The organism is Leptothoe sp. ISB3NOV94-8A, from assembly GCF_043421595.1.
Taxonomy (GTDB): Bacteria; Cyanobacteriota; Cyanobacteriia; order Phormidesmidales; family Phormidesmidaceae; genus Leptothoe; species Leptothoe turfae.
Genome location: NZ_JAXSQW010000001.1, coordinates 709,394 through 731,098 on the forward strand (window position 1 = coordinate 709,394; position 21,705 = coordinate 731,098).

Consider the following 21,705-nt stretch of genomic DNA (forward strand, 5'->3'; position numbering starts at 1 on the left):
TCTAAGTTTTTAGTATGCAGATGATACCTCAGGGACATTGTCAGGTTTTCTGCCATCGGCTACTAGTTGGTGGTCAGTGCTTTAGTTAGCTGAGTATTGCTTGTTCAGGTTATTGAATGGTCAACGTTGAGTCGGCAACTCTAACAAAATATACCGATTTGCATTCTTTAAATCTTGGTGTGTTAGCAATGGATGTATGGTACGTTCCTTATTAGCAATATGTTGCTCAGCATCAATGGCATCCCGACCATCCCTGATCTTACCCACCCCCAAGAGTTACAGGCGTTTGGTCAACAACTGTTGCTGGTGGGACGGTGGCTGCTCTGGATATTAGCCAGTTTTGGTATCGTACTGGCGGCTTTAAGATTTGCGCACCGGAGCGATCGCACTGGCTGGCTCACTCCAGTCATGTTCGGCTATGATCGCTTGCTGACGGTGGCCCTGCATAGCTTACTTGTGGTGGCCATACTCGTCGGGGGCTATTTTCTCTGCGCCACCCTAGCTAATCGGTATCATCATTGGGAACAAGCCAAAATTGAACAGGTTGCCAGTAGTGTCGCTGGGGCCAGGGTAGAACAACGCGCTCCCTACGTGCGCTATATCATTGAAGAACCTTACACCACTATCACTTACATTGATGGGCAACCCACCGAAGTTGAAAGACTACAGGAGATCGATCGTTTTTTGTCGCCCAGTGCCTCTAATGTTGAGGTCACTCTGACTCAGGTCGTAGACCCCGCCACCGAGCGTTTGATTTATCAATCTGATTTTACCAGCCAGTATCAGGTGACCAATACCCTGGATGTTACCCAAGACTTCTTCTTTGAAGTGCCTCCACCAGATGGATACAGTCTATTACAAGATTACCGGATAGAACGGGAAGGCCAGCGGTTAGAACCTGTAAACCAGGGAGAGTATCAGTTTCCGTTGCAGCTGGCCCCAGGAGAGTCCACCCAGTATACGGTTTCTTATCAGGCCCAGGGGGCACCCCGTTGGGTCTATAGCGCCTACGGGCGACTACTTTCTCAGTTTAGGTTAACGGTACTAGCTGATTTTCCCAATGCTGACTTTGCCAGCGGCATTGTGCCAACAGAGGCGAGTTTAGAAGGCCAGGGTACGAGATTTACCTGGCAGTTTGATGAGAATGTTTCGGTGCGTAATCCGTTTGGGGTATTTACGGCAACGCAGGGCATTCGTCAGACGGGGATATTACCGCGATTGTTATTGTTGGCTCCCGGTCTCTTTTTGTGGTGGTTGCTGCTGCTTTATTTGACGGTGCCGATGCGGTTGCAGGATGTTGCGATCGCAGCCGCCATCTTCTTTGCCTGTCTATTAAGCCTCACCTATGCCAGCCGCCTGTTTGATGCCCGCGTAGCCTGGGGGCTGTTATTGCCCTTCTTCTTGCTCTTCAGCATTGGGCTGGGAACCCAGCAAAGAAAGCGCTGGGGCGTGCTCACCATTACGCTGAGTGGTGCCGTTTTACCTGTTGCGGCTATGTTAGTACCCTATACAGGGTTAACCCTGGGCATCGCTGGTTTAATCTCAGTCGGATGGCTCATCGTTAGATATTTTAGGGAGTCTGAGACATCGCGTAATCGTACATAGTCTGCCGATAAAACTGAGGCATGCCCACGTCAAAATATTGCCCCTTAACTAGATAACCCACCATGCCAGATTCCGCCCGCAATCGCTCCAGGCAAGTGGTTAGCTGAAATTCTCCTTTAGACCGCAGGTTATTCTCTATTTCTGTTTGTAGAGCATCAAAAATTTCTGGCTTGAGCACATACATGCCAAAAACTCCTAAAAAGTCTGACTCTGGCATGCCGGGCACATGGAGATGGGTCTTAGCATAGTCCAGGTCAGGTTTTTCGTAGAGTTGGGTAATGTCTAGAATAGTATCTGGCTCTCGCCAGGTGCCGGTGACACAGCCTGCTTTGTGGATAATGTCTCCAGACATCACTGTTACCCCAACAACGCTGCTATTGGTTTGGGTAAAGGCTGCTAACACCTGTTGTGCGCAGGAGCGTTGCTCTTGGGTTTGATAGATGTGATCTCCCAGCAACAGCAGAAAAGGGTCATGATTAACCCAGGTTTTGGCACAGTACACCGCATGGCCAAAGCCCTCTTGCTGGTCTTGAATGAGAAACGTAATGCGGTCACCCAGGCTTTGGAGATATTGGCTATATTTTTGATTTTCTGGAGAAAGTTTGGCCAATAGTTCTGGCTTGGGTGGATTTTGGAAAAATGCTTGGAAAATTTCCAGATCCCCTTTTTGGACAACGATACCAATTTCTTCAATGCCTGCTGCAACAGCCTCTTCTACAATTTTGAGGATAATGGGTTTTGCTCGGCCATCGTGATCAATAATCGGCAACAGTTCCTTTTTGACAACTTTGGTGGCAGGAAACATTCTTGTACCAAAACCAGCTGCTGGAATAACGGCTTTCTTGATGGTTGACTGGGGAGAAATGGTGGAACTTAGGGCTTGCATTTCTGGAAAATCTCGTTGGATAATTGCGATCGCACCCAGTTGACTCTCTTGGTCTTTGGCCACTAACTGAGCTGTACCATCGCCTTGAGAGCCAACCCCCTTACCACCATAGATAAAGGGTTGCAAGGCTGGATGGGTGAGTAAACAATGGAGCTTGGGAGCCGTTAACTGGTCGGGGCAAGCTGGTGCCACATGGCGATCAAAGTCAGCTTGAACCTGGGTCATTAAAGTGCCTAGACGTTTTGCATCTCCTTGCCTGATAGCGCTAGCCGCTTGCTGAACAAATTTAGCATTGATAGTCCCTAGATATTGCTGAACCTGTTGGTGAATTTGATTTTTAGGATATGGATAACAATTATTTAAATCGCTCAGGATTTTTTGGGTATTTTTAGAGCCACCCAAATCAACCATCACTAAAAACAACATCTTTGGTACAGGCAGTGCTTCCAGGTTTACCCGCTTGCCATCAAAGGTCATCAAGATCGGTTTATTGCCAAAGGCACAAACCTGATCCATACGGCCACATAGGCTTGGTGTGGTTCTTTCGCCCAGGTAGGCCAGTTCCATTTCGTCTTGAATGGTCAGCTGTAGGTCATACAGCTGATTAAATGCTCGCGCAATCAGCACACAGATGGCAGCACTGGATGACAATCCTTTTTGGATGGGCAAATCGGTCCGATAGTTATTGACTGCCAAGCCCTGGACCCCGTAGCGGCTCAAAATTTGATAAGCGGTACCAGCAATGTAGCTGGCGAATCCTCCTTGTTTGGCTTCTTCTAAAAGTACATCAGGCTGCATGGGTAATTGAATCGGTGCGCATTGACTGCCATCGTTGAGGGTGGCTTGGAAAATTAAATCTTGAGGATGGTGTTTGATGCTGGCGTAAATGCCTTGATTGGTGCCGACAACCAAGGCATAACCTTTTTCAATGTCAGGGTTAATTGTGCGATACGTTCCGGCCCAGTCGCTATGTTCACCAAACAGACAAAGGCGACCCGGTACAAACAAAGAAGTCATAAGGGATTGTGAATTAGCTTAATTGACAATGCTCCGAGTTCCGTGGCTGTTTCCTTTATCCCTATACAGCCTATACCGACGGGCAAATTGGTTATAAAGTGCAGTATTGTGCCCATCATGCCAGGTAGACATCGAGACTCTATCCCTGTCATTTTATAGAGAGTGTTAATTACTTTCTCCTACTTCGAGAATCTGCCCGTTTATGTCATAGTAGCCTTCACCATCTGCTTGCAATAGCCCTTGATATTGCTCAAAAAGCCACTCCCAAAGAGGATCAATTTTCTCAAGGGTTGCTTCCAATCCCCTGCCTTGCCAGAGCACCTGTAGTATAACGGTGAAATGAGCATTCTGTAGCAAATGCTGGACTCTTTGGCGATCTCCAACCTCTTCGTTATCTATATCCTCAAGTAATTCTTCAAGCTCTTCATCCATTAGCTCTGAACCACGACGATTAATTGCTAATGCTCCATAGACATCTGTTCCTAATAAGAGTTCTGCATATTCTTGCGTAGGAGCCTGATTAGCAAGACTATAGTTTGGGTCTTTACGCCTGAGGGCAGTTTCGATCATACCAAGGCTGATCTCTTTGTCTTCATTAACGATGTAGCGCATGTAATAGCCCATCGGTCGCTTCCTTAATAGCCAGAGTTTTTATGAAAGGAGATTTTTTATTTATCTATTTTGCACAGCTGATGCATCAACATGTCAACCTAATCTAAAGGTAGAGTTAACTAGATCGTCAATAACAGGCTAACCTTTAGATATTGCGCTGCTCGTACCCACCTTGACAGGGGCTCTTGGAGGTAATGGGAGCCCCGGTTGGGCTACACTCTGGCCTCTGTGACCTGGTGCGATCGCCTGGGATTGGCCAGACGTACTATTTGTTGTAAGAGGAATAGTAATTGTTGTCGTAGAAAACTTTGAAACCATGTCATTTTGGAAGATTATGACAGGACGAATACCTGCTTGTTCAGAACCTTGAGTAGGATCGAGATTTGCCAGCCAGACTTCTCCACGATTCAACTGCTGGGTCATAATTGGTCTTCCTTAGCCAGCATGTCCGCGTAGTCGTCCATACCTGATTCTGCAAGCACACGGTCTTCCTCTGCAAACTCAGTTGCAAGGGGAGCTAAAAGGACCGGATCAAGGGTTATACGTTGCCGTTTTTCTTGAAATTGAAGAAAGGCAATAAACTCAGCAACTTGCTGAAGCTGCTTGTTAGTGAGCTTTTCAATATCCTGTTTGAGGGATTCACTAGTGGCTAGCAGCATAATATAGGCATCTATCGGTTTTCAGTTGCAAACCTATTATAAATAACCTTTACTAAGTACAACATTAGGAACTGTATGAATCGATTCGAACATCCTCACCAGGTACTAAGGCAGCAGGTAGTAATGCCGTTGCTGCATCTAGATATCTTCTGGTTAGGTTCCAAGAATCTTGAAGGCACATGCCTAGCAGCTCCCAAGTGACGCATAACCGCCCATTTAACCTGCGCTTTTCAGAGCGTAGCGGCGAAAAACGTCAGGTTGAAATGATTGTTAGCTGTTTTTTTTCAAGAAAGACCTAATCTGCATTTTAAATATCTCTTGACTGTATTGGATTTTCTTTTCTTTTTCCTTAAACTTTTTGTCAAACTCTATGACTTTCTTATGGTCAAAAACAAATACATCGCTTTGCTTCGCCTTCCATTCTTTATTTCCAAAGAATCCAGGCTGAAGCTCTAAAACTAGTAAACCTAAAGGATATTCTCCATCCATATTGCTGACCTGATAGTCAATACCATTTTTAAACCCATACTTACAGTAGTTATGAGGATCTCCATAAATAACAATTGCTGGAATATTCCTTTTTTCTACTAGCGATTTTGTCTTTTCAATTAATGCTGTACCTATGCCTTTCCTCTGATAGTCAGGATGAACACAGAAAGGGCCAAATGAAACGATTTGCACCTTCTCTAGGTCATTACTAAAAAGGTACGAATCTGTATACATGATTGAAGCTATTACATTTCCATCGATTTCTGCGACATAATCAAGTTCTTTAATAAAGTCTTTGTGATCGCGCAGTATATGACACAAATAGTGCTCATCACATCCTGGCGTATATAAATTCCAGAACGCTTCTCGTGTCAGTTCTTCGACTTTGAAATAATCATCTTTAGTTTCTAAACGAATATTAATATTCACAGTATTCCTTTTTCAGAGTAAAGCTTGCAGCTAACGTTATGCGGCGGCTTCATACTATATCAACACTAAAATACTTTCCGATTCTCTATCTCCAAACTGCCTGATGGCGGCAAAGTTATCTCTCAAAATCTGAACAATCTTTGACGTTGGGTTGTTATCAAATCAAGTGCTTTTTGAAACCCTTGCTGTGCAGGGGGTCTACAATTTCTGATTAAGTCTAATGTCTTTAAACAAAGCCTCATACTCTGTTACCGGATGAAGATGGCCCCGTCCCTTGAAGACTCGCAGCACACTGCCCCTAATGGCCTGATGCTTATACTGAGCAAAGCAAAAGCTCGCAAAAAAGTCATCCGTTCCGTGCCAGATCTCCACCGGGTAGCTTATCTCCTCTAGGCGAAATCCCCAATCTCGATAACATCGGGTCGCATCGTCTGCAGGACCACGACTCCCTTGGGCAAAGCTCTCTTTGACTATGCTGCGGAAAAAGTGCGCATTATTGTCGGAACCAAGAATGAACGCTTTATCGTCGTCACTCATTGACGAGCGTAACAAGCTTGCGAAGCCTCGGTCGCTTAAATGTCGGGCAGCCAGCCCTATGAGCGCAAAGGGAATCTGAAACAAGAGTTTGAAGCTTAGCGCGATCCTCAAGAAGAAGAGATCCAGGGGTGCCAGTGAGCTTCGCAGGTCTTCGACTTGAGCCACAGGTGCCCAGCCCGCCACATCGTAGGCAAAAAGCAGCCGATTAGGGATTGCATAGGCACAGGCATTGATGTACGTGCCACCCCCAGACAAGCCGATGAGACCGAATCGTTCGTGCGACCTATAATCAGCAAAGTCGATGACGTCTTTCGGCCAGTCGAGCACATGATAGTTCATTGCGTGAGAGGAGCGACCGCAACCCGGTCTATCGAGGGCGAAAATCTCAAAACCGGATGCGAGTGCCCATGGGTGAATCGGCGCTGCCTCAAATCGGGATCCCGGACACCCGTGAAAGTAATAAATGGGCGTTCCGCCTTCTTTTCCATAGCGGGCGAAAGCTAATATTCGCCCATCAGCAAGCGTGTGGCATTGCGTGTTGATGGCCTGGAAATCGATGTAAGGGAGTTGACGATCAATCATACGCTTCTATGCATGAGAGGGATGATTTCGACGCATAACGTTGCCCATCACCCGCCGCAGATAACTTTTGCATTACATCGACCCATTTTTGGCGGTCGGTGTGCATGGGCAACGTTATGTACGTTGTGCTTGATGTCAACTTTTCCTTTACAGGGGCAAATACAATACTACATCTTTCCATTCTGCCTATTCGCTACAATCTACCAGCAGTAGCAGCTCATCAATCGCCTGACGAATAGGCATTCGATCATTAATCACAAACATCCCTGGCATGGGTTCTTTTCGAACTAGACGCTCGTAAGCAAAATCTGGCATCGTCGCACGATCATGGGTGAGTAGGATACGTTCATTATCTGCAGCCCAGGCTAAAATTGCTGGATCGTCTATTTCCCTCAAACCAACATCTTGAACTCGAAGTAAGTCAAGGCTAGGTTGACGAAGTCGTAAGCCTCGAACAATGTCGCCATTAAAGTTTTCATCACTCAATAAACTCAACATATTCGCTATTAGGGGTTCTGTTGAGACAGCAAACGTGAGCGAATGAGACTCAGATCAGGTTGAATTGCAGACAAACGCTGCTGTACGGACTCAGCCAGCTTTGCTCGTCGATTCAAATAGGCTTCGACAGTATCCATATGTCTAAGGTAATAGCCAATCGTGTTATAGACATCAGATAAGGACAATGTATCGTAACGATTGACAATGGATTCCGGGGATGCCCCATCTTGGAACGCCCTGATTACAATTTCCAGCAAGACTCTTGAATTGCCAACTCTAACTGCTCCAGTTTCATCCTCGTGAAGAGGAGGAGCCTCACGCTCTAAAACAAGACTCATCAGTTAAATCCTATTCATCATCTGCATAATGATCGTAACTTAAATTCAAGGTCTTATCACTATTTCAAGAAACTTAAAATAGCCTTAAGGTATAGCATTACTCATCGATTTAAGTATGACTTTTTGCAGTTTGGGTTCTTTTCTTTACCTTGGGTGATTTAAAAGCATCAACATCTTTCTCACCTGAAACTAGAAACTTCAAAAATGATTTCTCTTGAAACTTACAAGTTTGCATAATTCCAAGTAGAGTCAGATATGAATTAGCACCAGTTTCAAAAAAATAGCCTGATATCTTTCTTTGAATAGCGATATGACGAAGAGCCCTTTCCGCTGTATTGTTATGCCATGGGATGGAGTCATATTCAAGAAATGTAAACAAACTCAAAGCTTTTCGGGGACATTGTGAATATGCAACAAATATTTCAGATGTGATAATTGGGATTTCGCTCATGGCAATATCTCAATTTTTCCTGCTGGGGCGACATAACAATTACTTAGAGGGAAACTTTCCACCTATCTATCCTACATGGCGGATTAGGTAGAAATATTTCTGCCTAAGATCCCTATATAGATGATTAGGTGGAAATATGTCAGTCTAATCTGCCAATATGGGTGATTAGGCTGAAAGTTTCAGTATAAACATCCGCCCTAGATGGAAATTGAGCTGTTTAAGATTTATTTATGGTCCAGGCTTGCTATCTAAGTGCCATATCACTGTCTGCGGCTGATTGCTATATTTTACGATTCATAAAACTTGACAGTGCTGTCCATGTTTCTGACATGAAATGATTGGCCCAACGACACATCTCTTGTAGTAAAGGTAGTAGTCCTAATCCTTTTTCCGTAAGCTCATATTCAAACCGCTTTGGCCGTAGCTGATAGGGGATTTTATTCACCAGACCAGTCTCTTCCATCAGCACCAGCCTATCCGTGAGTACATTGGTTGTGATCCGCTCTGGGGAGTCCAGAAACTCTGAAAAACGATTTTTGCCATTCAACATATCGCGGAGAATAATCAGCGTCCAATGTGTAGAGAGAGAAATACGCTTGATTTAAGGGTGATTTCTCGATAAATGTGTCACCCATCTGACGATTAAGACAGATAATGCGGCTAGAATCATACTCACTATCGTTACCTGTCTGGCGATAGGGACTACACCTATGCAGCCCCAACCCGAACAGCCAAAAACGATGTCAGCAAACTGAGCATAAAATGCAGCGGAAAATACCCCCAGAACGATGGCATTTAGCCCAGCACATAGCAACCGAATATAAATGGATTTGCGGCGGATAAACCATCCGACAATAACGCCTATGATTAAGGAAAATATCCAAGGGACAGCTACAAGGAAGGTCATGCTACCTATTCAATACTGGCTATTTTCAATGGTATGGTCTGAGAGTTCTGATCATGAATAATTTATGCAAAATTAGGTATGCCATTGTAGGGGCGCATGGCCATGCGCCCAATGCAGGACATCGGTAATTTGTCTGTATCTCGAAGGGTACACATCGGTGTGTCCCTACAAAAACAACTGATATCTTGAAAACCGTCTTCCTTGATGTGCCAGGAGAAATTGTATTCGTGAAAGCAAAATCTTCCTTTTCCCTAAAAGACCAGCTCTTTAACTCAGATAAGGTTGAATATTTAGCGACTTTGATGGTTCAGGCATTTCCTGATTTTGCTCAAGAAAAATTTCATCAGGATGTTGTTAAAGCCTTTCCTAAGCTGGAACTAAAGGAGCGTATTGCCCACATTTCAACCTGCTTGCATAGGTATTTGCCAGATGACTATGGGGAGTCGTTGGTAATTATCTTAAAGTCGCTGCCATCAGAGCTTGATCCTACTAAAACAGATGATGACTTTGGTGATTTTATTTTTGCGCCGTTCTCTCTGTATGTTGCCCTCCATGGCTGTAGCTCAGAGTATTTAGACGTATCCCTAAGTGGTCTGAAGGAGATTACGAAACGATTCTCGGCGGAATACGCTATCCGTTATTTTATTAATGCGTTTCCTGACGAAACGCTTGGTTTTTTATCGGATTGTGCGGATGACGACAATTATCATGTGCGCCGCTGGGCCAGTGAAGGTACAAGACCCAAGCTTCCTTGGGCGCAAAAGCTAACGATTGATTACCAAAAGCCTTTACCTATTTTGGAAAGCCTTTATGCAGATAAGACTCGCTATGTGACGCGTTCAGTGGCTAATCACCTGAATGATATTAGTAAGGTTGATCCAAACTTGGTGATTGATCTTCTGAAAAGCTGGATAAAAAGCAAACGACAAACAGAGAAAGAGATCTCTTTTATAACAAAACATGCTCTGCGGACATTGACTAAACAGGGGCATAAAGATGCCTTAAAGCTCATTGGATTTGGCAGTAAACCAGATATTACTATTACCAATTTTTCTACCAGCACTCCCCAAGTGAAGGTCGGTGATGCATTTGAATTTTCGTTCGATATTCGTGCTCATAAGTCCCAAAAGCTTTTGGTTGATTATTTGATGTACTTTGCCAATGATGGCAAAAAGAGGACCCAAAAAGTTTTTAAGATTAAGCAAGTTGACCTTAAGAAGGGTGAGGTCGTTGCCCTCAAAAAGAAACATCCTATGCGTTTGATGACGACAAGACGTTTAATGCTTGGCGAGCACCAAATTATTTTACAGGTTAATGGTCAAGCCTGTGGATCGCTGACATTTGAACTCATTGAGGCTTAAACGTTCATAAGTGCAAAAATCACGAGATTTACTGACCTTCAAACGATATGGGGGTGAGCTGTCATCCTAAGGCTCAGGTGATAGTGAACAAAGTCCTTCCCATCAAAAATCGTTGAAATTACGCAGGTGATGAATTTAAAAACCTCTTATAAGAGAGTTATTGCAAGTTGGGAGATGTTTATTCCGTAAAAATATAGTCGTATCACTTCCGATCGCACCACCCATTTTACCTTTGTGCAATGGACCTATCTAATCAATAGGCATAACTTTAGGCTGTCCAAATCATTATGAATAAATCAGTATGTTAAAGAAATTCTTCTAAATACTGACGGAGATGTTAACTAAAGTATTACATTGTCTTTTGGCTTTGATCCTTTTCCTATTCTCTTTCTATGGAGAGGCGTCAGCAAATATAAAACCCAAGGTTGCAGACTTAAACCAGGGTTGGTCACAGCAGGAAGTTCAATTTTTCAATCATGCTTCGGAGGGGACAAATCTTGCTCCCCTTGAATTCTTTCTCAATCTTCCTGATCCAAAAGCGCCGGATACAAAATTTATCGACAAACTCGGCCCAGGGTATGGTTTTATTCCGTCGAAGGAATCAGAGCTTAACCCATATGGATTGCCCATCGGGTTTGCCATCGATCAACGACCCGTACAGTTTGGTGATCGACCTTACGTAGGTATCACCTGTGCTGCCTGCCATGCTCGACAATTGACCTATCGTCCAAATGATGGTTCTAGGTCTAATTCACCATGGATACTGCCAGTTTATGGTGGGCCAGGGTTAGTGGATATTCCCCAGTTCTTAGAAGATTTGTATGGGGCTTTCTACACTCTGTTAGATGATGATGCTCAGATCAAAGCGTTTGCGACAGATGTTCTAGGAAACACTCCAACCCAGGTGGAACTAGACCAGCTAAAAGATGAAATTAGTGAATTTATTGGTCCCTATGGAGTTGCTACCGAGGTGATGGATCAGTTGCAAATTCCAGCGGCAGAGTTTGGCCCTGGCAATCTGAATGCCCTTACCCGAGGTTACTACAACAATGTTGGCATTATCGGCTGGATGGTTCGGAAAGGGATTATAAAATCTAGCGGTAAAACTCCCTTAAGGATTCAACTGGAAGGCAGTACCAATTATCCGCCCCTATGGTTTGCTCATCAAGACACATGGGCACAGTGGTTTGCTGAAATTCACCATCCGAGCGCCAGAAACTGGATTCAGTCTGTTTCCACATCGCCGATTCGTCCACCAAAGATGATCGAGGCGTTTAAAAAGAAAGTAATTCTAGAATCCATTGACTTCGATAATATTGAGAAAATACAAAACTCTCTTGAGAGACTACGCACTCCAAAGTGGCCTGAATCAGTTTTAGGGCAGTTCGATCAAACATTGATTGCGCAGGGTAAACCTCTATTCGAGCAGAACTGTGCCCAATGCCATACCAGAACCAGTGAACCGCCAAATCGGCTAGGCATACAGTTTAATCAGCGCTTAGCATTCGATGTAGGCACGGATCCTGTTGCCTACCAAATATTTAATGAGCATGGAAAAGAGCGTGCAGACGGTCTGCTGGATTTATCTAAAAAAATGTTGCGATTCCGTAAATTCAAACTCTGGAAAGAATTTGGTTACAGGATAGCGACAAACTATCAAAACCATGATTCGAAGGGTAGGCCTAATAAGTTTGCGATCGCAAAAGAACAGTACAGCAACTTAGACAATAATTCATCGGAAAAGAGCGGAGCCGTTTACTGGGCCTCTCCGTTGGCAGGCATCTTTGCCTCCTCTCCTTATTTTCACAATGGTTCAGTACCTACACTTTGGGATGTGCTGTCTGTACCTGAGCAACGCCCCACAACGTTTCAAACTGGAGGGAATGAGTTTGATCCAGATCATGTTGGGTTAAGGGCAGCAGGCTCCTTCCTCTACGACACCCGAGAGGAAGGCAAAAGTAATGGCGGCCACTTGTTTGGGACTAAACTTTCTCCCCATGACAAGACAGCATTGATTGAATATCTTAAATCCCTTTGATGCCCATACCGTCATCACCGAAAAACTATCCTCCATAGGCTGCTGGCATAGGCTGCTGGCATAGGCTGCTGGCGCAGTATTACGTTCAACCCATGGCAACAAATGATGAAAAGATACTTGAAGAAATTCTGCCCAAAAAATGGCTATCTTAAAAAGATTGAGCAACTACCATTGGAACAACGATGGCGGCAGGTGCGCGCGTGGATGGATACTGAATCGCTTTCCCTATATGAAGAACTGCGAGAGTCTTGTCCTGTTCTGGAGCTACCAGAACTAACAATTGTTACCCGCTTTAGTGATTGCACATCTGTGTTACGTCAATACGATGTCTTTAGCGTGGCACTCTATAAGCCGAAACAAAGTGATTTCTGGATGTCGCAGGATGATACAGCGATCCATTGGCGAGAAAAAGCGATTATGCGCTCTGTGCTGGATCTTGAGCAGCTTGCCTCTACTCGTCAATATGTTGCGGCTAAAGCCTCATCACTGCTGCACAATGCTCAAGGTACGATTGATGCCGTGGGTGGACTGTGTCGAGCCGTATCCATTGCGTTTGTACAGGAGCAATTTGGCTTTGATGAAAGTGATCCTAACGATTTATTTGAGTGGTCATACTGGAGCCAATACGATGCGTTCCATAATCAAGCTTTTGATTCTGTAGTGGTCAAGGATCCTACTCAGATTGTGGCTAATCGTGAGGCAGCTGGTCAGAACTTAGGGGCCTATTTAATCAAACTGATTCAACGTAGAGGGGCAGAGCTAAAAGTTGGCAAGGATAACAATGATCCAGCAACACGATTACTGAAGTTATCAATGTCAGGTGCTTTGGAAAAGTTTGACCCTGCCAGAGTCATTCGAAACCTGGGCGGATTGTTAATTGGAACTGTGGAGACGACATCCCATGCCGCTATCAATGCCCTGGTCGAGCTTTTTGAACGTCCTGAGATCCTAAAACAGGCCATAGCTGCTGCCCAAAAAGATGACCCCAGCGAGTTTGACGGTTATGTGCTGGAAGCATTGAGATTTAATCCATCTTTGCCATACTTTTTCCGAGTTTGTGAACAGGAAACACAGTTGGCAACCGGCACCGACTATGCTCGCACAATTAAACCCGGTACAACTGTCATCGCTATTACCCATTCCGCTATGTTTGATGAGACGGCATTCCTACAGCCCCAGGTGTTTGACCCCACCCGTCCCGAAACTAACACATTTCACTTTGGTCAAGGCCTGCATGAATGCTTAGGGCGTCACATTGGCCGCCAGATGATTACAGAGATTGTTCGACAGGTGCTTTTATTGCCAGGAGTAAAAGCTGTTAGCAAAGTGGACTATAAGGGCGGACCGTTTCCAGAAGAGTATCGATTGGAATGGTGTCATGAGGAATAAGAGCACTATTTTATCTCAGATAGACTACGAGGCTCATCAATAGGTTCAAGACCTGTGCAAATTGTTTCTAAGTTGATAATTCGTTCTTCTAATGCTTTTACAGTTTGTGTTAACTGGATGTCTTCTGGTCGACGTCTGCCAGGGCTAAGCCACACTGCAGCTGTCGCTCCTCCTGTGCTGAGAATTACCAGTAACGGTAAGATAATCCCACTGTTGGTAATAGCGACTAGGGGAATACATACACCCAACATGCCCATGGATAAAGTCCACATAGCAGCTGTTGCTCGAACCTTAGGATTTTTCTCTATCAATCTGCGACCCATCGTATCCCCCTATAGCATCACTATGTTGTACAGCAGGTTAAGTGTTTATCTTAATTGCCCCTCTACGTTTCGTGCTCAAGATGCTTTAAAGGTCATAAAATTTCACAAGAGAATAGAGCCAGAAAATTCTTACCATTTGTTTAAAGCAGTTAAGAATTTGGCTCATCTAGCAAATGTTTAAGCATGACAGGATATCGGTTTAGGAAGTCTCTAGTCACTTTGAAATGCTCAGTCTCTTCTTTAATTTTCTTGAGGTAAGGTCTTGGCTCCATCATTTATTCGCAAGTGTTTTTGTGCCCAGAGTGCGATCTGAGTGCGATCGCGAAATTCTAACTGGCTTAACATTCGACTAATATGATTACGTACGGTGCCATGGCTCAAATGAAGGGTTTGGGCTATGTCCTTATTCGTTTTACCCTCTCCTAGAAGTTTAGCAATTTCTTGTTCACGCTCGCTCAATGAGTGTTTAAATTGATGTTCATTACTTTGCTCTGGCCGTAGAGTGATGTTGGGATTCAGCTGGGCAAATACTTTAGGAGCAATGGTTGGCCCCAACTGACTGTACCCTTGGGCCAAAACACGAACAGCATCCGCCAGCTGGTTAGCGGGAGTACTTTTCAGTAGATAGCCCAAAGCACCATACTGCAAGGATTGCCAAATATACTCGTCTTCGTCGAAAGTGGACAACACTAAAATACGAATCCAGGGATAACGTTGGTGAATGATGCGCGTTGCCTCGACACCATTACATAGGGGCATCCGCACATCCATCAAAATGACATCGGGCTGGTATTGCTGAGTGAGACTAATGGCCACTTTTCCATTTTCTGCCTGTCCGACCACTGTCAGATCTGATTCTAGGGACAACAATTCAGCTAAACCTTGTCGATAGTTTGTTTGGTCATCCACCAACAAGAGATTAATCATGGTTTAAATCAGGCTGCTGTCGTCAGCGGAATAGTAATGAGCAATGTAGTCCCCTGCTGGTGACCACTATTTATGATAAATTGTCCGCCTAAAAGTTGCGATCGCTCCTTAATTCCCTGTAACCCATATCCTGAGGATTGAGTGCCGATGTCAAAACCACACCCATTATCATGCAGGGTGACGACAAGCTGATGGTCCACTGTCAGCATCGAAAGATGAGTCTGAGTCGCATAGGCGTGCTTTTGGACGTTGATTAACCCCTCCTTAGCCATTAGATAAAGCTGGTAGCTGAGCTGCTGAGGTAGCGGGGGTAGTTTAATGTCTAGGTTGATGGTAAAGGACGAACGTAGCTGCTCCGCCAATGTGTGGAGGGCCGTATTGAGCTCAAAGTTAGACTCGCGCATTGTCTGTAACGACTGACGCACCTCTGTCAAACACTGAACTGTAAGCTGTTGGGCAGTTTCCAATGTTTGTTGCAACTTAGTACTGTTGTTAGTCGCTTGGCTGTATCGTTGGGCAAGGGCTAACTGCACATCCAACGTGGTGAGGGAATGTCCTAAAGAGTCATGGATATCCCGAGCAATACGGGAGCGTTCCAATTGAGTTGCTAGTGACTCAACCTCTTGGGTTAAGATTTGCGCTCGATATCGGTTCCGTTGCTCTGATGCAAACAAGAAACCCATCGTCACGACGAATACAGCAACTGTGATGGCTGTTGTTAGAGTGTTAATCAAAATCCTTTGGGGGTTCAAATAAAAGTCCAGACCGCGCAATTGGACTTCTTCAATGGCGGTGGGTAAACCCCAAGTAAATTGCATGATCCGTATGCTTGTGGTTGCAACTGTAGCAATGATTGCATCACTCATCGGCAACAACAAACAGGCTTTAATAATGAATAACTCAAACAAACTTGAAAATGAAATCCGAGAAAACTGCGCAATAATCAGTAGAGTCATCTCTAGGGCGACATAAAGACGACGCTGCTGTAGAGAAGCTTGGTTAGGAAACCGCAGACTCAAGGCGGCAACCATGCCAACAAACAGGGCCAGCTGCCAAGGTTGCCCAAACCGTGGGTCAATCTGAGCGCCCATCACATTGTCTATGACACATTGGATGAGAATGACCCACTCCACCCAGCGCATAATTTTTCGCACTTTTGGTGAGATGGGAACGGCTGTATGCGACATATCTCTGTGCTCTTTAGCTGTGTTTACAGAACTAATCTTGCCCTGAACGACTGATTCTGATTTGATTGTGCCTTATGACGGGTTGAATTCCGGCAAAATTCCCAAAGGAATGACAGATGTCATGGTGATGCATGACGGGTGTGACTTCGCAGGTTAGGAGAAATCAACCTACCGTAAAAACATCAAAGTCACCTTTGGAGTCAACGGTATGACAATCTCACGAAACGTATCATTGTTGGCAGGTTTTACGATTATACTCAGTGGTGCTTTAGGGCTTGCTGACAAAGCAGTGGCCGCACCCGCTGACATTTTCACCCCCGTACTTTCGACTATTCGTCAACAACTTCCTTCAGGGACAAGTTTACGCTTACCCGCCTATTTCCCTAATTCTTCAATTGATCTCTACCCTTATTTTGAATCTGATGATAATGGCTTCCGAGTCAATGTATCAGCTGACCCTAATTGTCGGGCATCTGCTTGTGCGTTGGGGTCCATCGGGGTGCTGACTGAAACAGAGTCTTGGCCCCCACCGGCAGATACGGTGTCACCCATAGCCATCACCTCTGAGCTGGATGGTTATCATCTGACCTGGGGCCAAGGGTTTTTCAAAACCCACAATATTCTTTGGCGGCAAGATGGGCAAATTTATGGTGTTGGTGCCTTAGATTCTGCAATCGATACCGCAGAATTGGTTGCGATCGCAGAATCCATGATTCGTGAGCAACCCATTACCAGTTCCAGGTAAGTGGCGTATACGTGACGGTGCTTGTGCCGGTTGTGCCTCAGTAAAAAGTGAAGCAAACAAGGGGGCAGATCACAACGTCTGCCCCCTTTCATTCGAAAATTGATAATAGGGACTGGCAACCCAACCTGAATTTTTTTCAGCTTAAATTCAGGCGATGGACTCAATCGTGTCTGGAGGTATGACTATGATCCAGGCTCTAACATTATTGAAGTGTACATTCGACATCTGCGCAAAAAGTTTGGCAGCGATTACATTGAAACAGTACGGGGCATGGGCTATCGCCTTAAAAGTCACCCCACCAGATAAGTCTTGCCAAGACCTACTGATCACTACGCCCCACGAGTGCTGAGAATGTAACCCACATTGCGTATCGTGCAGATAAACTTGCCTGCTGATTTTAGTTTTTGGCGAAGATACCGAATATAAACATGCAAAATATTCATACTTTCTCCTGGCAGAAAATCAGGCCAAACGCTATTCATAATCTGCTGATGGGTCAGCACCTGTTTAGGATGTTCCATAAAGTATTTCAATAGCTCAAACTCCTTTAAAGTTAGCGAAATCAGCTGTTTGTTGTAGTAAACTTCATAGGATTGAGTATCCAGCATTAAATTTTCGAAGGCAAAGATCGCCGTCTTTCTCTCCCACTCTACCCGTCGAATTCGGGCGCGCACTCGGGCCAAGAAATCGTCCATGTCCAGTGGAACAGACAGATAGTCATTGGCACAAATATTCAAACTATCGATTTGGTCTTGGCTGTTACCATTACCTATCAGCATAATCGGTGTTTTCTTCATCGACGATGCCAAATAGCGACAGGGTTCCAAATCAAGTCTATTAGCAGTCGGCCAACCCATAATCAAAAGATCTGGGCGTAACTGCCAGACTGTCTCCATTGTTGCCATCCGGTGAGCCAGGAAGCTGATACGATATCCTTGCTGACATAGAATCGCGTCTAAAACTTTTTCCAGTTCTGGTTGTATGCCGATCAAAAGAATGTGAGTTTGCATGTTTCCTCAAGTTGAAAGTAAGGCAAATTGAAAAGACGTTGCATACAACATCTGTATATTTAAGAATTAGCCGCAACGGTTTTTGGTCACCTCCGTAGATTGAAGAGATTTAAAAACGGTTCCCCTTTGCAAGCTACGGTGTACACACAAGTCCGAGATGTGTATACACGGCTGCCTTCGCAAGGGAAACCGCAAACAGGCATCGCTTTAGTCAGCTAGCACCACCTACTCAGACAACGTCGAAGCACGCTGCTTAACTGCATTAAGGTCAACAGCCACTGCCTTAGCTAATTTAGTCCCATAGTCCGCATCTGCTTTATAAAAGAACGCCGTCATCTTGGTGCGTAGGGCAGCATCTTTAACATCTCCCAAGTCTCCGGCTAAGTTAGAAACCAAATGCGCTTGCTCAGTTGCATTGAGTCCCCGATAGAAATCACCTGCCTGGGCAAAGTTCAATGTTTTCTCGATGGGTACATTCTGCGTTACACCGGCAATGGGTAACTGAGAGAAACGATAATCTTCGTTAGCCCCAAAGGTCTGTTGACGGTTAGGCTCGTAATTAACATCAGAACTAGAACGACCAATATTGCCAGGGCCTTCCTGATTACCGTTAATAACATCCACCTGTGGACGGTTAATGGGTAGCATCATGTGGTTAGCCCCTAAACGATGACGGTGAGTATCGGCATAGGAGAATAAACGTCCCTGTAGCAAACGGTCTTCTGAGGGTTCAATACCAGGGATGATATTGCTGGGTGCAAATGCAGATTGCTCGGTCTCTTGGAAAAAGTTAGTTGGCATTCGATTTAGTGTCATGGTACCCACTTTGCGTTCAGGCACTAAGTCTGTTGGCCAGATTTTGGTAGCATCCAAAGGGTTAAAGTCAAACTTGTCCAAGTCATTTGGGCTTAAGGTTTGAATATAAAGATCCCACTTGGGTGCATTGCCATGTCCTACCTGGGCATACAGATCAGCTGTGTAATGATTGAAGTCATCTGCCTGCATAGCTTTTGCTTCCTCAGCAGTTAAATTATGTTCACCCTGTAAGCTCTTCCAGTGAAACTTAACGTACTGATAATCACCATTGCGATTCACAAGCTTATAGGCATGAACCCCATTACCATCCATCTCGCGATAGCTTCTCGGGGTGCCCTTATCAGAGTAAACCTGAGACAGCATGTGTGTACTCTCTGGCACATGGCTGAAGAAATCAAAGAAGCGGTTAGGATCTTGTCGATTTGTAATGGGTGACGGTTTGAGAGAATGCACCATGTCGGGAAACTTAATCGCATCCCGAATAAAGAAGACAGGGAGATTATTGCCCACCAAATCCCAGTTGCCTTGGTCCGTGTAAAACTTAGTCGCAAATCCCCGTGGATCACGCAGCGTTTCTGGTGACCCTTTAGAATTGATCACGCTTGAAAAACGGACAAAGACTGGTGTTTTCTTGCCTCTGCCTTGGAAGGGTGCTGCCATCGTAATGCTCGACAGGTCAGCCGTACTCACAAACTCACCATGCACACCTGTGCCGCGTGCATGGACAACACGCTCAGGAATACGCTCCCGATTAAACCGAGCTAGTTTCTCAATTAAATGCACATCTTGTAAGAGAACAGGCCCCCCTGAACCAGCGGTTTGAGAGTTTTGATTATCGCCAACAGGGGCACCATTATCACGGGTTTGTAAGGGAACCTGAGCGATGGCTAACGTGGACACGCTAGCCATCAATGCCATGGTGACTGTAAAGATCAAAATTGGCCGAGTTTTTTTGAGAAGTTTAGCCCAGAAACTTGGGGGTTTCATAGTGGTAGTGTCCTTAGTTTGTATCATTAGACAAGCTAAAGCAGACTGTTGATAACAGCCTGAAAAGACTCTTCTAGAACAAGTTGACGAAAAAATGATGTACCTGATGATTCTGGCTAAGGGCACAGATCGTCTAAAAGTACAGTCAATCGCTCAATATCTTTGCCAGGAATTATCTTAACTTTAGCTAACTATTGAATTAGATTCATATTTAAATCAGAATAATTCTAAAATAGGAATTCATCAATAGAGATGATTACCTATTTATCCAAAGCATGAAATGTGTATGTTAGGGAGCTTAGGGATTGTTGGCAAAGCTCTGAAACTTTTTTATATCAAGTGTTAACTGCCACTCCTATGGGGTGTCAATTGGATTGTCAATGCATAGGAATGGCAGTAGTGATGGCCTGGAAATTGGCAATATTTAGTTACACAAAGCAGTTGTCACGCAAGCCGTGGGTATGAAAGCCGTGGGCACGTCCTATTACCTATCGCCCTGACTCTTTTTAAATTGTCGTATGGTTTGAGTGCGCGATTTCCAACGAGCTTTGCTGTTTTGCTGAGCTTGTTGGTGTTGTCGCCGGTGTAAATGGGCCTGTTCTTTTAGCAGCTTGTGATAGCTTCTCAGGCGTTTCTTAGATAAATCTCCTGAGGCTAACGCTGCTTGGATGGCACACCCCGGCTCTGACTGATGTTGACAATCGCGGAACCGACATTGCTGAGCCAGGGCTTCGACATCAGCAAAGGTTTCATCCACACGATTATCCAGACTATCCTCAGCCAGCCATAGCTGTAACTCACGCATACCCGGAGTATCAATTAAGAGAGCTCCGGTGGGCAGGCGCAGCATAGTCCGAGAGGTGGTAGTATGACGTCCCTTACTATCGTCTGCACGTATTGCTTGAGTCGCCTGTAGGTTACTCCCCATCAGCTGATTTGTCAGGGTAGATTTGCCCACACCAGACGAACCCAGGAGAGCCAGGGTCTGCCCTACTTTAAGGTAAGGCTTTAATGCCTCCAGATTATTGTGTTGTAACGCGCTCAGGGTAATAATTGGCACACCAAACGCGATGTCTTCCACAAGCCGACGCTTGTGGTCCAGGTCCTCACAAATATCGGCCTTATTTAGCACAATGACTGGACTAGCCCCACTCTCCCAAGCCATCACCAAATAGCGCTCAATGCGACGCAGGTTAAAGTCCAAGTCTAGACCACTGACCAGCAAAAGAGTGTCTACGTTAGCGGCAACAACCTGGACATCGGTACGGTTACCGGCTGCTTGACGAAGAAATTGGCTTTTACGAGGTAGTACAGCCTCGATTAACGCTGGATCTGCTTGACTCTGGGGGTGAAGTACAACCCAATCGCCCACAGCTGGAAAGTCTGATGAGCTTTGAATCTGGTGTCTAAATCTGCCAGTTAGAGTTGCTGTTGTATCACCTTGTTCAGTATAGAGATGGTACTGACTGCGATGAACCACAGCAACACGTCCTACGCGATACCCTTGTTCCACGTAGGGTGCAAAGCTGCAAGCGAAGGTATCGCTCCAGCCTAAATTAGCTAAAGTCATGATAGGAAAAAATCCTCTAGGTCAACTGAGTCTGAGACCTACAGGGCATCTGCCCATAGGCCATAACCGTAGAGGAATGGTGCAAAGAAATGCTGTCAGGGATTATCCCAGCAGTTTCAAGGGTGCATTCCCTACGGATTTAGAGATGTAGCGACAAGGGTTACCGACTCAGACATAAAGGTTCAGCTCCTGAAAAGAGTAGAGAGAACAGCTCTTAGTATAGCGGGGATGATGGCCTACTGTCGAGATATTGGTAAAGTTACACAACATGGACTCAAATGATGTACCAAAAATCGACGGCTTGTCTAGCCTATAAATAGGGGAACTGCTGACAGTGTCAAC

The 21,705-nt window shown here is 45.0% G+C and carries 21 protein-coding genes and 1 pseudogene; 6 read left to right on the forward strand and 16 right to left on the reverse strand.

What is annotated here, in order from left to right:
• Nucleotides 1-219 precede the first annotated feature (219 nt).
• Nucleotides 220-1,605, forward strand: coding sequence for a hypothetical protein (locus tag SPB21_RS02885; protein WP_499865409.1), 1,386 nt, complete (start codon nt 220-222; stop codon nt 1,603-1,605).
• On the opposite strand, the gene SPB21_RS02890 is transcribed toward SPB21_RS02885, so the two are convergent.
• The 10 genes from SPB21_RS02890 to SPB21_RS02935 form a co-directional block, all read right to left on the reverse strand.
• A complete protein-coding gene (locus SPB21_RS02890) occupies nt 1,571-3,508 on the reverse strand; it encodes a sugar phosphate nucleotidyltransferase (RefSeq protein ID WP_499865410.1) in 1,938 nt (645 codons plus the stop codon). The genes SPB21_RS02885 and SPB21_RS02890 overlap by 35 nt on opposite strands.
• 165 nt (nt 3,509-3,673) lie before the next feature.
• Nucleotides 3,674-4,132, reverse strand: a complete 459-nt coding sequence (locus tag SPB21_RS02895; protein WP_499865411.1) for a hypothetical protein — start codon at nt 4,130-4,132, stop codon at nt 3,674-3,676.
• A 126-nt stretch (nt 4,133-4,258) separates the two neighbouring features.
• Nucleotides 4,259-4,543 (reverse strand): type II toxin-antitoxin system PemK/MazF family toxin, encoded by a 285-nt coding sequence (locus SPB21_RS02900; protein ID WP_499057460.1) that lies wholly within the window; start codon nt 4,541-4,543, stop codon nt 4,259-4,261.
• Nucleotides 4,540-4,779 (reverse strand): hypothetical protein, encoded by a 240-nt coding sequence (locus tag SPB21_RS02905; RefSeq protein ID WP_499865413.1) that lies wholly within the window; start codon nt 4,777-4,779, stop codon nt 4,540-4,542. The genes SPB21_RS02900 and SPB21_RS02905 overlap by 4 nt, the downstream gene beginning before the upstream one ends.
• 270 nt (nt 4,780-5,049) lie before the next feature.
• On the reverse strand, nt 5,050-5,697 hold the full coding sequence (locus SPB21_RS02910; protein ID WP_348918285.1) for a GNAT family N-acetyltransferase: 648 nt from the start codon (nt 5,695-5,697) through the stop codon (nt 5,050-5,052).
• Between the two features lie 198 nt (nt 5,698-5,895).
• On the reverse strand, nt 5,896-6,816 hold the full coding sequence (locus SPB21_RS02915) for an alpha/beta fold hydrolase (protein ID WP_499865415.1): 921 nt from the start codon (nt 6,814-6,816) through the stop codon (nt 5,896-5,898).
• Between the two features lie 186 nt (nt 6,817-7,002).
• Nucleotides 7,003-7,314 (reverse strand): DUF5615 family PIN-like protein, encoded by a 312-nt coding sequence (locus SPB21_RS02920; protein ID WP_499865416.1) that lies wholly within the window; start codon nt 7,312-7,314, stop codon nt 7,003-7,005.
• Nucleotides 7,315-7,322: 8 nt separating this feature from the next.
• Nucleotides 7,323-7,652: a DUF433 domain-containing protein gene (locus SPB21_RS02925; RefSeq protein ID WP_163671456.1), complete on the reverse strand. Its 330-nt coding sequence runs from the start codon at nt 7,650-7,652 to the stop codon at nt 7,323-7,325.
• 109 nt (nt 7,653-7,761) lie between these two features.
• Nucleotides 7,762-8,103, reverse strand: a complete 342-nt coding sequence (locus SPB21_RS02930) for an IS66 family transposase (RefSeq protein WP_499057463.1) — start codon at nt 8,101-8,103, stop codon at nt 7,762-7,764.
• A 280-nt stretch (nt 8,104-8,383) separates the two neighbouring features.
• A complete protein-coding gene (locus SPB21_RS02935; protein WP_499868664.1) occupies nt 8,384-8,704 on the reverse strand; it encodes a winged helix-turn-helix transcriptional regulator in 321 nt (106 codons plus the stop codon).
• A gap of 533 nt (nt 8,705-9,237) precedes the next feature.
• Between SPB21_RS02935 and SPB21_RS02940 the strand changes: the two genes are divergently transcribed.
• From SPB21_RS02940 to SPB21_RS02950, 3 genes are all read left to right on the forward strand, one after another.
• Entirely contained in the window at nt 9,238-10,371 is a 1,134-nt protein-coding gene (locus tag SPB21_RS02940; RefSeq protein WP_499865417.1) for a DNA alkylation repair protein, read from the forward strand.
• Nucleotides 10,372-10,732: 361 nt separating this feature from the next.
• Nucleotides 10,733-12,409, forward strand: a complete 1,677-nt coding sequence (locus SPB21_RS02945; RefSeq protein ID WP_163671461.1) for a di-heme-cytochrome C peroxidase — start codon at nt 10,733-10,735, stop codon at nt 12,407-12,409.
• 102 nt (nt 12,410-12,511) lie between these two features.
• On the forward strand, nt 12,512-13,798 hold the full coding sequence (locus SPB21_RS02950) for a cytochrome P450 (protein WP_499865419.1): 1,287 nt from the start codon (nt 12,512-12,514) through the stop codon (nt 13,796-13,798).
• Between the two features lie 5 nt (nt 13,799-13,803).
• Here the strand turns inward: SPB21_RS02950 and SPB21_RS02955 are convergent, their stop codons facing one another.
• From SPB21_RS02955 to SPB21_RS02965, 3 genes are all read right to left on the reverse strand, one after another.
• Nucleotides 13,804-14,121: a hypothetical protein gene (locus SPB21_RS02955; protein ID WP_499865420.1), complete on the reverse strand. Its 318-nt coding sequence runs from the start codon at nt 14,119-14,121 to the stop codon at nt 13,804-13,806.
• Between the two features lie 240 nt (nt 14,122-14,361).
• Nucleotides 14,362-15,048 carry a response regulator transcription factor gene (locus tag SPB21_RS02960; RefSeq protein WP_499865421.1) on the reverse strand — a complete coding sequence of 229 codons (687 nt, stop codon included), beginning with the start codon at nt 15,046-15,048 and terminating at the stop codon, nt 14,362-14,364.
• 8 nt (nt 15,049-15,056) lie between these two features.
• A complete protein-coding gene (locus SPB21_RS02965) occupies nt 15,057-16,235 on the reverse strand; it encodes a sensor histidine kinase (RefSeq protein ID WP_499865422.1) in 1,179 nt (392 codons plus the stop codon).
• Between the two features lie 208 nt (nt 16,236-16,443).
• Here SPB21_RS02965 and SPB21_RS02970 point away from each other — a divergent pair, with 208 nt between their 5' ends.
• Nucleotides 16,444-16,980, forward strand: coding sequence for a hypothetical protein (locus SPB21_RS02970; RefSeq protein WP_499865424.1), 537 nt, complete (start codon nt 16,444-16,446; stop codon nt 16,978-16,980).
• A gap of 159 nt (nt 16,981-17,139) precedes the next feature.
• Nucleotides 17,140-17,286: pseudogene (locus tag SPB21_RS02975) on the forward strand (winged helix-turn-helix domain-containing protein); the annotation flags it as partial.
• A gap of 23 nt (nt 17,287-17,309) precedes the next feature.
• Here the strand turns inward: SPB21_RS02975 and SPB21_RS02980 are convergent.
• The 3 genes from SPB21_RS02980 to rsgA form a co-directional block, all read right to left on the reverse strand.
• Nucleotides 17,310-17,990 (reverse strand): winged helix-turn-helix transcriptional regulator, encoded by a 681-nt coding sequence (locus SPB21_RS02980; RefSeq protein ID WP_499865425.1) that lies wholly within the window; start codon nt 17,988-17,990, stop codon nt 17,310-17,312.
• Nucleotides 17,991-18,215: 225 nt separating this feature from the next.
• A complete protein-coding gene (locus SPB21_RS02985; RefSeq protein ID WP_163703571.1) occupies nt 18,216-19,724 on the reverse strand; it encodes a catalase in 1,509 nt (502 codons plus the stop codon).
• Nucleotides 19,725-20,277: 553 nt separating this feature from the next.
• A complete protein-coding gene (rsgA, locus tag SPB21_RS02990; protein ID WP_499865427.1) occupies nt 20,278-21,363 on the reverse strand; it encodes a ribosome small subunit-dependent GTPase A in 1,086 nt (361 codons plus the stop codon).
• Nucleotides 21,364-21,705 lie beyond the last annotated feature (342 nt).